Origin of the sequence: Colwellia sp. Bg11-28, assembly GCF_002836245.1 — a bacterium.
Lineage (GTDB): Bacteria > Pseudomonadota > Gammaproteobacteria > Enterobacterales > Alteromonadaceae > Colwellia > Colwellia psychrerythraea_A.
The window spans coordinates 804,813-819,233 of record NZ_PJBA01000018.1 but is presented as its reverse complement, the minus strand read 5'-3'; the positions used below and the strand labels follow the sequence as shown (position 1 = coordinate 819,233).

Genomic DNA, 14,421 nt, shown 5'->3' with positions numbered 1-14,421 from the left:
CTAAAGTAAACTCTTACGTTGATTTGACGGTGGTATCGCTAATGATTCTCGATATTTAGCAATTGTACGTCGTGCCACTTTTATTCCCTGCTCAGCTAATAAGTTAGCCATTTTACTATCACTTAACGGTTTAGCAGGTGTTTCCGCTAAGATAAGTTTTTTAATCAAAGAACGAATTGCTGTAGATGAACATTCACCACCATTCTCTGTACTGACATGACTAGAGAAGAAGTACTTGAGTTCAAAGATGCCTCTTGGCGTGTGCATATACTTTTGTGTTGTAACACGTGAGATGGTGGATTCGTGCATATCAACAGCTTCAGCTATATCGTTTAGTACCATAGGTCTCATGGCTTCAGCACCATGTTCTAAAAAACCTTGCTGGCGTTGAACAATACAATTGGACACTTTAAGTAGTGTGTCATTGCGAGATTCTAAACTCTTAATAAACCATTTAGCTTCTTGCAAGTTGGATCTAATAAATTGTCCATCATCAGTTGACGACTTCATTGTTTTAGACATTGCCGCATACTGTTTATTAATCGACAATTTAGGTGCAGTATCAGAATTTAATTCAACGACCCAACGGCCATTTTTTTTCTCAACAGAAACATCTGGAATAACATACTGGTCATCGCCTTTAATTACCGCATCACCCGGACGAGGGTTCAAGCTTTGAATTAAACGCATCACTTCACGTAGCTGATCTTCTTTTAATTTGGTTTTACGCATTAACTGGCGATAGTCTCGATTACCAAGTAGATCGATATGGTCGTTGATTATTAATTTACTTTCTTTCAGGTAAGGGGTATCAGCACTAAATTGATTTAATTGAATAAGTAAGCAATCAGGAATGGAGCGAGCTGCGACACCAATAGGATCAAACATATTAATACGTTTTAATACGGCTTCTACTTCATCAAGCTCGAGCCCTTCAGTGCCAACACTCTCTAAGATATCTTCTGGTGATACAGTTAAATAACCGGCGTCATCGACTGCTTCTATAATAGCAATTGCGATGGTTTTATCAGTATCGCTGAAAGGGGTTAATTCCATTTGCCATAATAAATGATCTTGAATGGAATCAGTGGTTTCACCCTGATAGGTGTAGTCATCAGCAGGGCTACTTACTGCGCCAGTATTTGATACCCCAGCACTGTAGCTTTCTTCCCAAGTAGTATCTATATTTAGTTCTTCTGGTATATCACTTTTTTCCATCGCCTCAGTAGTACTGATTTCGTCAATACTGGCCTGCTGTTCTTCACTACCATCACCCGCAGGTTGATCCGTTTTTTCTTCATTAGTATTGGATGAAAAGGCTTCTTCAAGATTATTTTGTTCACTTGAATTATCACTTTGAGCTTTTTCATCAAGTTCAAGTAATGGATTGCTCTCTAAAACTTCTTGAATTTCTTGTTGTAACTCTAACGTAGACAATTGCAACAGCTTAATAGCTTGTTGCAATTGTGGAGTCATTGTTAAGTGTTGTCCAATACGGAGCTGTAGTGTAGGGCGCATCTAGGTTATATGATTTCCTATTTATTATTCTTAGTAGTTACGCTATTACAATGGGTAACTACTATTCTATTAAGCATTCTGGCTAAATATACTAGCCTATCGCTTTACTATAGCGTGAATTGTTCGCCAAGGTATACATCTCTGACTTTTTGATTAGCAAGAATTTGATCTGCATTACCTTGCGCAATAATTTCACCATGACTAACTATATAAGCATGCTCACAAACGTCTAATGTTTCTCTCACATTATGGTCTGTGATCAAGATACCTATGCCTCGCTGCTTTAAGTGTAAGATGATTTTTTTAATGTCGCCAACCGAAATTGGGTCAACACCAGCAAAGGGCTCATCTAATAAAATAAATTGAGGATCTGCAGCGAGTGCTCGGGCAATTTCAACTCTTCGTCTTTCGCCACCGGATAAGCTCATGCCGGTATTGTCTTTGATATGACAAATGTGAAACTCTTCTAATAAATTTTCAAGTTTCTCAGCGCGCTGGGTTTCACTAAGCTCTTTACGTGTTTGTAATATCGCCATAATATTATCAGAAACAGTTAGCTTTCTAAAAATTGAGGCTTCTTGAGGTAAATAGCCAATACCGCTTCGGGCTCTTTCATGCATAGGAGCAAGGGTAAGGTCTTGACCGTTGAGTTTGATCGAGCCATTGTCATTGGGGACTAAGCCAACAATCATATAAAAGGATGTGGTTTTTCCGGCGCCATTGGGGCCTAATAAGCCAACTATTTGTCCTGCGTCAACTTGCAAACTAACATTCTTAACGACTTGTCTACTTTTATAAGACTTCGATAAACCATCGGCAATCAGTGTATTTACAGGTGTTGTTTTCACTGTGTTAGTTGTCACTACTGTCGCCTTCTTTTTCTACTACCTTGTCAGTTGGTTTTTCTTCTTTAGATTTTTCGTAAGTCTCTTTCTGTTTCTTGAGTACCGTTGGTTGTAAAATAGTAGTAACAGGCTGATTATTAGCGCTCCGTGCTTGTAGTTTTTCACTGACAGTATTATAAGTTATTTCATTACCACTGACTTCACTTCCAGCTTGCTTGACTAGGGCATTACCTGAAATAATGATTGTATTCGAGTTAGGGCTATAGGTTATTTCATCTGCCTGCAAGGTAATTAAGCTACCATCTTCTAGTTGTTGCTCGAATATAGCAGGTTTGCCTTTTGCCAAATAAGTTTCATTTTTTTCATCATTCTTCTTATTAACTTGACTAAAGACTTTAACTACATCGGCGGTAATAGAAATAGAGCCTTGACGAATAATAACATTATCTAAATAACTGATAATTTTATTTTTTAGATCGGCATCTTGACTTTCAGCGACTATAATTATTTCCTGTTCCAAATCTTTTATTGCCGCCAAAGCGTTACTGACAAAGAGTAAACTTGAGGCTACGGCTAAAACTGAAACTGTTTTTTTAATTAAATTAACTTTCATCATGTTTTTTATAAATAGTACGTTCATGCTGGATTAAGGTCATTTTTTTTGTGTTTAAATCGATAATTAATCCTGAGCCGTACATGGTGAAATCTCTTCCCACCACAACAACTGATTGCTCTGAACTAATGATATTGGTTTTTAAATCTAATGCTATTGTTTTGCAGTGAATCTCTTTTATTAAGCCGTCAATTTCTGTCGCTTTAATATGTACTTGATTCTTTAGCTCTACACGGTTGTCTTTGTAAAGTGTCGCTTCTTGCGCACTGACCTTCCATGGCTGGCCTTCTTTTTGCGGATATAATGTGTAATTCGGCAATTCAAAGTAACTGACTTCCAAATCAGAGTAATGCTCCATTCTTTCTGCTTCAATAGTGTGGGAGAGTTGCCCTAAGTCACTATAGATTTTACTTTCTAGCTGCTCAGCAATAAAATCCGGACGTTGCTCATCAACAATTAAAGTATCTTGTTCTATTGATGCACTACGCCATTCAATAATGCCATAAATTAGCGCACTAAGCAGTAAGACAAATAGCGCTAGGCTATTTAATCGATTCATATACTGGCGCCTGATGCATTGTCTAAGCTATTTTGGCTTTGCATGATCAAATCACATGTCTCTCTTACGGCGCCAAATCCACCACGAGTAAAAGTGGTATAATTGGCAGAACGAAGAACTAAAGGATGTCCATCGGAAACACTAATGCCTAAGCCAACGGCTTCAATACAAGGTAAATCAGGTACATCATCACCAATGTACGCTACCTCTTCAATAGTAATGTTTAATTGTTCAATTAAATCAATTAATGCAGGTAACTTATCTTCTTGGCCTTGAATAATATGTGCAACATTTAATGCTTTCATACGATACTCAACGATAGCTGAAGTTCTTCCCGTAATAATCGCAACATCAACGCCACTAGCACCTAAGGCCTTAATGCCAAAACCATCTTTTGTATGAAAAGCTTTTAGCTCTTCACCATCATTGCCTAAATAAATTCTGCCATCAGAAAATACACCATCGACATCACATACCAGTAACTTTATTTGTTGCGCTTTAGCTAAAACGTTGTGTTCTACATTGCCATATAGGGTATTCATTAAAGTACTCCGGAACTTAAGAAGTCGTGCATATTCATTGCACCTACAGGTATATTGTTGCTATCGACAATGATAAGGCCGTTTATTTTTTTATCTTCCATTATTTTTAGCGCCTGTGCGGCAAGCATATCACTCTGCGCTACACTAGGGTTATGGGTCATTACTGTGTTAATACTTTCACTGTGGATATCTATCCTATTGTCTAATACCCTGCGAAGATCACCATCAGTAAATAAACCGACTAGTTGTTGTTGTTCATTAACTATAGCAGTCATGCCCAGGCCTTTTAAGGACATTTCAACTAAGGCGTCTTTGATAAGAGCATTTTCCGAAATCATAGGTACGCGATCGTCTTTATGCATAATGTCGCTTAGGCGCAGTAATAGACGTTTGCCTAAACTGCCACCAGGGTGAGATAAAGCGAAATCCTCTGCGGTAAAATCACGCGCGTTGAGTAAAGCAACGGCTAATGCATCACCCATTACTAGGGTTGCCGTGGTACTTGATGTTGGCGTTAAACCAAGAGGACAAGCTTCAGCCGATACTTTAATGCAAACATGGGTATCGGCTAATTTAGCTAAGGTAGATTCAGTGTTGCCAGTCATAGAAATTAATTTAGCACCGATGCGTTTTATAACCGGAATAATAGCAAGTACTTCACTAGTTTCACCCGAATTAGAAATGGTTAAAACCACATCATTGCTAGTGACCATGCCTAGATCGCCATGACTAGCTTCTCCAGGGTGAACAAAAAATGATGGTGTGCCAGTACTAGCAAGTGTAGCCGCTATTTTACCACCAATATGACCTGATTTACCCATGCCAATGACGATTACTCGTCCTTTGCAATGAAACATGAGTTGACAGGCAAGTTCAAAGTTATCATCAATAAACTGTACTAGTTCAGCGATGGCTTGCTGTTCAATCTCAATAACGTTTTTTGCTAATTCTTTGAAATTTTTCATAATGATTAATTAACAGCAGCCTTTATTATGACAATTGACTAAAAAGTAATACCTGATAAGCGATAAAGCTTAACAGTAATAATGCACCCTTGGCACGAGTAATTCTAAATGCACCTAAGCGACGACTAAAACATAAGATAAATAGCAGCAAAGTAATACCTAACATATAAGGCGCATCTCTGCTGGCAGCTAAAGCGTCAATATTACCAGGAGCTATTAGACCGGCTATTGGGAGAACAGCTAAAATGTTAAAAATGTTAGAGCCTATTATATTGCCTAATGCTAAATCATCTTCTTTTTTAATGATGCTCATAATGCTAGCGGCGAGCTCAGGTAAACTGGTACCTATCGCTATAATAGTTAAGCCTATAACTAAGTCACTAATACCATAAGCCTTAGCAATATATACAGAAGAATCAACCAAAAAGCTCGCGCTCAATGGTAATAAAATGATTCCAACACCCAGCCAAATTAAAGATAACTTCATACTGACGGCGGCGGCAACATCTTGTTCTGCCTCAATAATCAACGGATCATCACTGGGTTTACCCTTTGTTTTCTTCAACGTGATAACAAGGAGTGTAATAATGTAGATGGCAAAGCCAGATATCAAGATAATACCTTCAATGAAACTAAAGTGATTATCGATAAGTAACCAATATCCTAAGGCGGTAACGGCTAATATAAGGGGGATTTCACGCTTTATTGTTTGTGATGAAACGGTTAACGGTTGTAGTAAAGCGGTAATACCAAGTACCAAGGCAATATTGGTAATGTTTGAACCAATAGCATTGCCAATGGCAGTATCTGGGTTACCTTGCATTGATGCTGTTGCAGCCACCATCATTTCTGGTGCTGAAGAACCCATAGCAACGATAGTTAATCCAATTATCATTGGCGAAATACCTAAGTTTCTTGCTAATGATGAAGCACCAAAAACGAACTTATCTGCACTCCAAACTAAAGCAACAAGGGCAATGAGTAATATAATTATTTGTTCTAGCATTAATGACTCCAAAGTTAAGGGTAAATTGTCGCTGGTTGTTGGGCAAAAAAGAAGTAAATAATGTCAACTGGAGGAAAATAATATTCTTTTGTCTTACTTTTGAGCAAAAACGATCACTTTCTTACAATTTAACCTCTAATTTTTACACTTATTGCGCTGTTATTTGTTTATTTCTAATGAAGAATTGTTACCGCTCAGGTAAAATCACCTCTATTAAAAGAATTCCTATTGTAAATTCAGACAATAAACAACAGTGACGTTGAACCATGACAAATCCCGCACTTGAAGAAAATTTGGTTGAAATTGAAAACCTGACCTTTAAACGAGGTGAACGGGTGATTTATGACGATATCAGTTTGTCTATTCCTAAAGGCAAAGTTACCGCTATTATGGGGCCGAGTGGTATTGGTAAAACGACTTTACTTCGTTTGATTGGTGGCCAAATAAAGCCTGAAAGTGGCAATATATTTTTTGCAGGCAGAAATATCCCTTTGTTATCGCGCGCTGACTTATATGAAGTCCGTAAAGATATGAGCATGCTCTTTCAAAGTGGAGCATTATTCACTGAAATGAGTGTTTACGATAATATCGCCTTCCCCATAAGAGAACATACCCAATTATCTGAAGCCATCATTGAAAAAATTGTTTTGATGAAACTTGAAGCTGTTGGTTTACGAGGTGCAAGGCACTTACAACCCTGTGAGCTTTCTGGAGGAATGGCCCGTAGGGTAGCACTAGCAAGAGCTATTGCATTAGATCCTGAACTCATTTTATACGATGAACCTTTTGCTGGCCAAGACCCTATTTCTATGGGAGTCATTGTCCGGTTAATACGTTCATTAAATGATGCGCTGGGGTTAACCTCTATAGTGGTTTCACATGATGTTCCTGAAGTTATGAGCATCGCAGATTATATTTATATTGTTGCTGAAAAGAAAATTATTGGCCACGGTACACCTGATCAAATACGCCAAGATAGCTCTGCTCTAGTACAACAGTTTATTCAAGGTGAAGCTGATGGCGCGGTGCCTTTTCATTATGAAGCACCAGCTTATAGTGATGAACTCATTAAAATATAGTCAAAAAGAGTTAATTAAATGAATCAGTTTCAAGGCGGAAAATAGTGCAGCAGATACAGTTTTTAGGTAAACAAACGCTCAATATGATAAGTGGTCTAGGCCGCGCAGTAATTTTGTTGATCTCTGCGTTAATGCATGTACCCAATATTCGCAAGGGCACGCCTTTACTGATGCAACAGCTATACAGTGTTGGTGTATTGTCTTTGTTGATTATCGTGGTGTCAGGTACGTTTATTGGTATGGTCTTGGCTTTACAAGGCTATACTATTCTTGTGGGTTATGGCGCGGAAGCTAGTTTAGGTCCTATGGTTGCACTGTCGTTATTACGAGAGCTTGGCCCTGTGGTTGCCGCTCTGTTATTTGCGGGTCGTGCAGGATCGGCACTTACCGCTGAAATAGGTTTGATGAAAGCGACTGAGCAATTATCAAGTCTAGAGATGATGGCGATTGATCCATTAAGACGAGTAATTGCCCCGCGTTTTTGGGCTGGATTTATTAGCTTACCCCTGTTAGCTGCTATTTTTTCTATGGTAGGAATACTTGGCGCTCATGTTGTTGGTGTGGATTGGTTAGGTGTTGATGGCGGTACTTTTTGGTCAGTAATGCAAGATCAAGTCGACTTCCAAAAAGATATTCTCAACGGTATTATTAAAAGTATTGTTTTTGCTTTTGTTGTGATGTGGATAGCCGTATACAAAGGCTATGATTGTGAACCTACCTCTGAAGGTATTAGTCGAGCGACTACTTCAACTGTGGTGCAATCATCATTACTGGTGTTATTTTTGGATTTCATTTTAACGGCATTAATGTTCGTCAAGTAATTTAGGCTCATAAAGCAATTACTGAACATTGTTATCTCGTTAGAATTTTATTAGTGAATTTTTTATTACAAGGCGTTGGTGAAAGACATGGTGTCTAAGAAAGTAGAATTATTGGTAGGTTTTTTTGTTGCATTAGGTTTAGCGGCCTTATTGATGTTATCACTTAAAGTCGCAGACTCAGGTATAGGTGGTAATGGTGAAAGTTATCAGCTTTTTGCTAAATTCGATAATATTGGTGGCTTAAAAGTGCGCTCACCGATCAAAGTAGGTGGGGTTGTTGTTGGTCGTGTTAGTGATATTTCATTAGATGAAGAAGACTATACACCAGTAGTTACTCTTGAAATTTATACACAATATAATAAGTTCTCAGAAGCTACTTCTGTCGCAATATTAACTGCAGGTTTATTAGGTGAGCAATATTTAGGTGTGCAACCTGGTTTTGTAGATGAGTCCGTAGATACTTTGCAGCCAGGCGACTTTATTGAAGACACGAAACCAGCATTAGTACTAGAAGAATTGATAGGACAGTTTTTATTTAGCCAAGGAAGTGGTGAGGAGTAGATAGGTGAGTTTAACTAAGTTTTGTACAAGTAATATTATTTTGGGTTTAACGATTGGCCTGGCATGTAGTTTGACCATTAGTAAGAGTGCTCTTGCTAATAATGAAACAGCAATAACTTTGCCTTCTCAGACAACTGAGCTATCCACAGAGTCAACGCGCCTAATCGTAGACCAAAGTAATCCATATCAGATGGTACAAGGTGCGGCTGAGCAGACTTTTAAACGTTTTGCGCGTGAGCAACAAGCTATTCAAGAGAATCCAAACTTGTTGAAAGATATTGTTCGAGAAGAACTGATGCCTTATATCAACTATAAATACTCAGCCTTTAAAGTCATTGGCAAACATTTAAGAAAAACAACAGATGCCGAACGTCGTGCCTTTGTACCCGTATTTAGAGAATATTTAGTGAGCTCTTATGCACAAGTCTTTACTTTATATGATAATCAGGCCGTGGAGTTTTCTCCGGAAAGGTCATTCGCGGGTAAAAAAATAGTGGCTGTGAATACGCGTATTATTATGGTGGGTCGAGATAATATTGATGTGGCGTTCAAGGTAAGGCTTAATAAAAAAACGAAACAGTGGCAAGCATTTGATATGGTTGCAGAGGGAATCAGCTTACTTGACTCAAAGCAAGCTGAGCTAGGTAGTATCATCAGACAAAAAGGCCTACCTTACGTTACTGAATTATTAAAAAGCAAAAGTACTCGCAACATTGTTTTTAAAAATCGCGCCGTAAAAGATGATAGCTCAGCGAAAAAAAATGAACAGCAAGGATAAATAGTGAGTAAAGCGAATATAGTTCTTAATCATGGTACCCTAGCTGTCTCTGGTCAATTGAGCCGACATAGTGTCGCGCAAATCAAAAATAGTGAATATGTAAATTGGTTTGCACATGGCGCTATTAATGTAGATTTAAGCAAAGTTAGTAAAGCAGATACCGCTGGCCTAGCTTGGCTGTTTTACCTTTTAGAACAAGCTGCACATCATTCTTGTCAGTTAAGTTTTAGCAATATACCTGAAAAATTAACTAAACTAATCACCTTAAGTGGCGTAGATGGTTTATTACCTATAACATGCGATTAGTATCATATATACCCAAGTTACTTGAAGATGCATCTTCAAGTAACTTGGGTATTAATAACGAACAAAGGAGACTCCCTTGGAAGTTGGTGAAATTGAAGAATTAGTAAAAAAATTGATAACTGATACCATTGAACTTGATGAGATTCATGTGGTTTTTGATGGTTCTCAATGCCGAATTAATGCGATAAGTGATCTATTTGATGACTTAAGCCGCGTTAAACGTCAACAAGCAGTACTTAAGCCATTAGCTGATATTATAAAAGATGGCACAATCCACGCAGTGACGGTGAAAACATTCAATAAAGCACAATGGCAACGCGATAAACTATTTAATAGTTAATATTAATAGAAATAGTGTTACTAAATTGTACTTTTAATGCCTAGTTTTTTAATGCTGGGCATTTTTGTGTATACTGGCTCGATATTTTTTAATCATTTTAAGTAAGTAGTAGTTATTTTGGACGCATTTAAAGTTATTGGTGGTAAACCACTTCGCGGCGATGTCGTGATTTCTGGAGCAAAAAACGCAGCTCTTCCTATTTTAATGTCGGCGCTGTTATCTAAAACGCCTGTTGTTTTTAGTAACGTACCGCAGCTAAATGATATCCTAACAACGGTTAAGTTATTAGGTCAGTTAGGCGCCAAAACAAAGTGGCTTAACGAAGAGAAACTGATGATCGATGCTAGCAGCATTGATGTTTGTCGTGCACCTTATGATTTAGTAAAAACCATGCGTGCATCAATTTTAGTTCTTGGTCCATTATTAGCTCGTATGGGGCATGCGGAAGTATCTTTACCTGGTGGATGTGCCATTGGCGCGAGACCCGTTAACCTGCATATCCAAGGTTTAAAGCTTATGGGCGCAGATATTACCGTTGAAGATGGTTATATTGTAGCTAAAAAGCAAGGTCGTTTAACTGGCGCAACTATTTTCATGGACACGGTTAGTGTAACTGGTACGGAAAATTTAATGATGGCCGCAGCATTAGCTGAAGGTATTACCATTATTGAGAATGCTGCACGTGAGCCTGAGATTGTTGATTTAGCCAACTGTTTAATAAGCATGGGTGCTAAAATCACAGGTGCAGGTACTGATACCCTAACCATTGAAGGTGTTAGTGAACTTTGTGGTAAAGAATACTCGGTTATGCCTGACCGTATTGAAACAGGTACTTTCTTGGTGGCTGCAGCCGTAACTCAAGGGCACATTAAGTGCTTAAATACGGAGCCATCCTCGTTAGAAGCTGTATTAAGTAAGCTTCAAGAAGCAGGTGCAACGATCACTACAGGAGATGATTGGATTGAACTTGAAATGTCTGCGCCGGCAAAAGCGGTCAATGTTAGAACGGCTCCACATCCTGCGTTTCCTACTGATATGCAAGCACAGTTCATGACTATGAATGTATTAGCAGAAGGTACGGCAACCGTTATCGAAACTATTTTTGAGAACCGCTTTATGCATGTTCCAGAATTACAACGCATGGGTGCAGATATCGCTTTAGAAGGCAATACCGCTATTGTTAAAGGAGTTGCTAGCCTAAATGGTGCTCAAGTAATGGCTACCGACTTACGTGCTTCAGCAAGTCTTGTAATTGCTGGTTTAGTGGCAAAGTCACCAACTCAAGTTGATCGAATCTATCATATTGACCGCGGTTATTTGTGCATAGAAGGTAAGTTACAAAGCTTAGGTGCAGATATTACTAGAATCAAAGTTGATTAAAATCTCGTTATGAGATGAGTTCATTGTCATAGATATGGCAGTATTTAAAAAGCTAGGTCTTTATAAGAGCTGGCTTTTTTTGTGCCTTTCACTTAGAGAATGCATAAATATAAGAGTCACCATTTAGGATGCGTGATTCATAAGCTCTACAAGAGGTTAGAGGCTTTCATTGTTAAACAACGAAGATGTAATCATCTACTCAGATATGATGTAGGGGCGCTTTAATGGGAGCCTTAATCTGAACTGAAGGCAAGTATGTGTATAGAAACGTTTAGAGAGAAAGTAGGGTTGGAAGAAAATTAAATGCATTTTTAGATAGGCAATAAAAAAGGACATCCAATTAAGGTATGTCCTTTCTTTAACATCTTTAGGTTTGTTATCGAATAACTAACCTAAATATTGCAAATTAAAGTGCAACGATGTTTTCAGCTTGAGGTCCTTTCTGACCGTCAGTAACTGTAAATTCAACTTTTTGACCTTCAGCAAGAGTTTTAAAACCGTCACCAACGATAGCGTTGAAATGAGCAAAAACGTCTGGACCATTTTCTTGCTCGATGAAACCAAAACCTTTAGCTTCGTTAAACCATTTTACTGTACCAGTTGTAGTAGACATATGTGTATCCTATAAATATTTAAGAGTAATTGTGCTAACAATCTTGGCATAAAGCTAAGCTGTTAGGGGTTTGCTAAAAAGAGTTGCTATTACTTATAAATCAGGACGTGTTACAGATATCTTATCTAAGGTAAGCATGAGATAACATCGAAATGGTGTACAAAAAAATAAAACTAACTTCAAGCTGGGTGCATTATATAGCTTGAATAATTCTTGTCAACTATAATACCTATTTCATTAAGTTATTGATCCCTTGTACTGGCTAAAATACTCCAAGATTGCATCACTTTTAATCCTAATAGCTCGCTATTGCTCAATAGAGTGCCTAACTTTGATCTATTAACCCTTCGTAAACAAAATAAAAAACTTAATGAGATTAGTATAACTGTAATCTAAATGGCAAGTTAAAGGTAAGTTTAGACTTGCCGTTTAGATTGATTACTATAATTTAAATTTTTGTACTGATTGCTGTAACTCTTCAGCTAAACGAGCAACTTCACTACTTGATGCTGCTGTTTGTTGTGAACCCGCGGTTGTTTGCTCGGCAATAGTCACAATGGACTCAAGGTTTTCACTGATTTCATGGGCAACAACACTTTGCTCTTCAGCGGCTGTTGCAATTTGCGAGCTGCGATCGAATGCCTCGTGTACAGCATGAGTAATTGTTTCGAGAGCTTGGTCAGCTTCCTCACTTTGATTTACACAATCACTGGCTTTAGATTTACCTGCATCCATTACGGTTACAGCTTTTCCAGCGCCCGTTTGTAGTGCTTCTATCATTGTTTGGATTTCAGACGTTGATTCTTGTGTTCTACTTGCTAGTGTACGAACTTCATCTGCAACGACAGCGAAGCCTCGTCCTTGCTCACCAGCTCTTGCTGCTTCAATAGCAGCATTCAATGCCAGTAAGTTAGTTTGTTCAGCAATACCACGAATTACATCTAATATTCCGCCAATTGAGGCACTGTCTTGTTGTAATTGATTGATAACTTGAGAGGCGGATTCTACTTCATTAGCAAGCATTTCAATGGTCTGACGGTTCCTAGCTGAAATACCTTTAACACGTTCAGCTTCTTCATCTGCATGTTTAATTTCGCTTAAAGCATCATTTGCACTAGAAAGTACACTTTGTGAGGTACTGCTCATTTCTGTTGTCGCCGAAGCGGCTTGTTCTACTTGATTACGCTGTTCTTCAATTGCAGTGGTACTTTGTGCAGTAACTGCTGAGGTTTGTTCTGCAGCAGCAGCTAACTGCGCTGAGCGATTGACTATACTTTCAATCAGGTTACGTAAACTATCGATTAATAAATTACAATTTTTTGATAACTGAGCGAATTCATCTTTACCACTTTCATCTAGTTTCAACGAAAGATCACCAGAGGCCACAATACTTAGCATTTCATTAACTCGTGCTAACGGACGTGTAATACCAATAAGTGTAATTCGAGCAATTATGAGCGCAACAGCAATTGATATGAGCATAATAATGGTTGTATGAGTTGTGCCATTGCTTACTGAGTCTTCGATTAGTTGACTGGAAGTTATCGTTGTTTGGTTAGCTAGTTCAAGTTGCTTATCTAATATTCTATTTACTTGCTTAGCTACCTTTTCTTCCTGTGAGAGCATAAGAGAAGCTTGTCGATTAGATTTTAACTGCTTGTTTTTGTGGGCTATGATGCCATTTTCTTGTGATAAAAGACTTTCTATTTCATTGAACGCTAAGGTCACTTGCTCTGAGATGTCTTTAATTTCATGGCTATTTAATTCAAAGGTAATATTATCAACTGATTGTCTTGCATCACTAATACTACGTGTAAGCTCACTACCAATAAACTCTGCTGTGCTTTCATTCAAGATATCACGATACTCTAGAGCGGAAGAAACAATCGAGTTCAACTGATTCTCGAAGTAGTCACTTAAATTAATTGCCCGCTGAAGCTTGGTATCTGCGAGTTCATGGTCAGCCAAATCTAGCAGTAACATAATAGTGTTATCGGCTTTTTCTTCTAAAATATCAATCTTCTCAGTCAATAGCTGCTTTTGTTCAATAGAAATTTTACGATTGTTAAACAATTCAATACTCGCATTATTAAAATTCGAATATAGCTGGTCTACTTGAGTCAAGTTCGTCAATAAATCTTGTTCAGAGGCGACAATTTGTTTTAATTCTGATAATTGCTGCGCGAATACTGTTTCTATCTTTTTATAATTATTAAGGTTACCGGCTAATAGAGCATGATCCTCTTGGTAATAACCTTTCAAGGTTAAGTTACTCATCTGACTGATCTCAATAGCAAGTTTATTACTGGCTTTGAGTGTTGGAATAGCTAATGTGTTCTGCTGCTGAGTCGACTCGCTGATGGTGCTTAAATTAGATAACGATATGGTACTAATGACTATCAGTAAAGTTGAGATGATGGCAAAGCCACCAATTATTTTTACAGCTACAGTTAAATTCATTGAATCCACCCAATTGAAAGGCTACTTGCCTTGTT

The 14,421-nt window shown here is 38.1% G+C and carries 16 protein-coding genes; 7 read left to right on the top strand and 9 right to left on the bottom strand.

Annotated elements, in window-relative coordinates; genetic code table 11:
- From CXF79_RS20725 to CXF79_RS20695, 7 genes are all read right to left on the bottom strand, one after another.
- Entirely contained in the window at window positions 1-1,518 is a 1,518-nt protein-coding gene (locus CXF79_RS20725) for an RNA polymerase factor sigma-54 (protein ID WP_011045272.1), read from the bottom strand.
- Window positions 1,519-1,625: 107 nt separating this feature from the next.
- Window positions 1,626-2,366, bottom strand: a complete 741-nt coding sequence (gene lptB / locus CXF79_RS20720; protein ID WP_011045271.1) for an LPS export ABC transporter ATP-binding protein — start codon at window positions 2,364-2,366, stop codon at window positions 1,626-1,628.
- Between the two features lie 4 nt (window positions 2,367-2,370).
- Window positions 2,371-2,979: a lipopolysaccharide transport periplasmic protein LptA gene (gene lptA, locus CXF79_RS20715; protein ID WP_232769269.1), complete on the bottom strand. Its 609-nt coding sequence runs from the start codon at window positions 2,977-2,979 to the stop codon at window positions 2,371-2,373.
- Window positions 2,966-3,535, bottom strand: a complete 570-nt coding sequence (lptC, locus tag CXF79_RS20710; RefSeq protein ID WP_011045269.1) for an LPS export ABC transporter periplasmic protein LptC — start codon at window positions 3,533-3,535, stop codon at window positions 2,966-2,968. The genes lptA and lptC overlap by 14 nt, the downstream gene beginning before the upstream one ends.
- Window positions 3,532-4,077 carry a 3-deoxy-manno-octulosonate-8-phosphatase KdsC gene (kdsC, locus tag CXF79_RS20705; RefSeq protein WP_101157608.1) on the bottom strand — a complete coding sequence of 182 codons (546 nt, stop codon included), beginning with the start codon at window positions 4,075-4,077 and terminating at the stop codon, window positions 3,532-3,534. Before kdsC ends, lptC begins: the two co-directional genes overlap by 4 nt.
- Window positions 4,077-5,042, bottom strand: a complete 966-nt coding sequence (locus CXF79_RS20700; protein WP_011045267.1) for a KpsF/GutQ family sugar-phosphate isomerase — start codon at window positions 5,040-5,042, stop codon at window positions 4,077-4,079. Before CXF79_RS20700 ends, kdsC begins: the two co-directional genes overlap by 1 nt.
- 25 nt (window positions 5,043-5,067) lie before the next feature.
- Window positions 5,068-6,048: a calcium/sodium antiporter gene (locus CXF79_RS20695; RefSeq protein ID WP_101157606.1), complete on the bottom strand. Its 981-nt coding sequence runs from the start codon at window positions 6,046-6,048 to the stop codon at window positions 5,068-5,070.
- 266 nt (window positions 6,049-6,314) lie between these two features.
- Here CXF79_RS20695 and mlaF point away from each other — a divergent pair, with 266 nt between their 5' ends.
- The 7 genes from mlaF to murA all read left to right on the top strand — a co-directional run bounded on the left by mlaF (window position 6,315) and on the right by murA (window position 11,313).
- On the top strand, window positions 6,315-7,127 hold the full coding sequence (mlaF, locus tag CXF79_RS20690) for a phospholipid ABC transporter ATP-binding protein MlaF (protein ID WP_101157604.1): 813 nt from the start codon (window positions 6,315-6,317) through the stop codon (window positions 7,125-7,127).
- A 44-nt stretch (window positions 7,128-7,171) separates the two neighbouring features.
- Window positions 7,172-7,948, top strand: a complete 777-nt coding sequence (gene mlaE / locus CXF79_RS20685) for a lipid asymmetry maintenance ABC transporter permease subunit MlaE (protein WP_011045264.1) — start codon at window positions 7,172-7,174, stop codon at window positions 7,946-7,948.
- 87 nt (window positions 7,949-8,035) lie between these two features.
- Complete coding sequence (mlaD, locus tag CXF79_RS20680; protein ID WP_011045263.1) at window positions 8,036-8,509, top strand: outer membrane lipid asymmetry maintenance protein MlaD; 474 nt, start codon at window positions 8,036-8,038, stop codon at window positions 8,507-8,509.
- Between the two features lie 4 nt (window positions 8,510-8,513).
- Window positions 8,514-9,287: an MlaC/ttg2D family ABC transporter substrate-binding protein gene (locus CXF79_RS20675; RefSeq protein WP_101157602.1), complete on the top strand. Its 774-nt coding sequence runs from the start codon at window positions 8,514-8,516 to the stop codon at window positions 9,285-9,287.
- A gap of 3 nt (window positions 9,288-9,290) precedes the next feature.
- Complete coding sequence (locus tag CXF79_RS20670; protein WP_101157600.1) at window positions 9,291-9,593, top strand: STAS domain-containing protein; 303 nt, start codon at window positions 9,291-9,293, stop codon at window positions 9,591-9,593.
- Window positions 9,594-9,669: 76 nt separating this feature from the next.
- The gene (locus CXF79_RS20665; protein WP_101157598.1) at window positions 9,670-9,933 is read left to right on the top strand and encodes a BolA family protein; all 264 of its coding nucleotides are present in this window, start codon (window positions 9,670-9,672) and stop codon (window positions 9,931-9,933) included.
- A 117-nt stretch (window positions 9,934-10,050) separates the two neighbouring features.
- Window positions 10,051-11,313 (top strand): UDP-N-acetylglucosamine 1-carboxyvinyltransferase, encoded by a 1,263-nt coding sequence (murA, locus tag CXF79_RS20660; protein ID WP_101157597.1) that lies wholly within the window; start codon window positions 10,051-10,053, stop codon window positions 11,311-11,313.
- Between the two features lie 406 nt (window positions 11,314-11,719).
- Here the strand turns inward: murA and CXF79_RS20655 are convergent, their stop codons facing one another.
- Both CXF79_RS20655 and CXF79_RS20650 read right to left on the bottom strand, forming a co-directional pair.
- Window positions 11,720-11,926 carry a cold-shock protein gene (locus tag CXF79_RS20655; RefSeq protein ID WP_011045258.1) on the bottom strand — a complete coding sequence of 69 codons (207 nt, stop codon included), beginning with the start codon at window positions 11,924-11,926 and terminating at the stop codon, window positions 11,720-11,722.
- Window positions 11,927-12,367: 441 nt separating this feature from the next.
- Window positions 12,368-14,386 carry a methyl-accepting chemotaxis protein gene (locus CXF79_RS20650; RefSeq protein ID WP_011045257.1) on the bottom strand — a complete coding sequence of 673 codons (2,019 nt, stop codon included), beginning with the start codon at window positions 14,384-14,386 and terminating at the stop codon, window positions 12,368-12,370.
- Window positions 14,387-14,421: the final 35 nt, after the last annotated feature.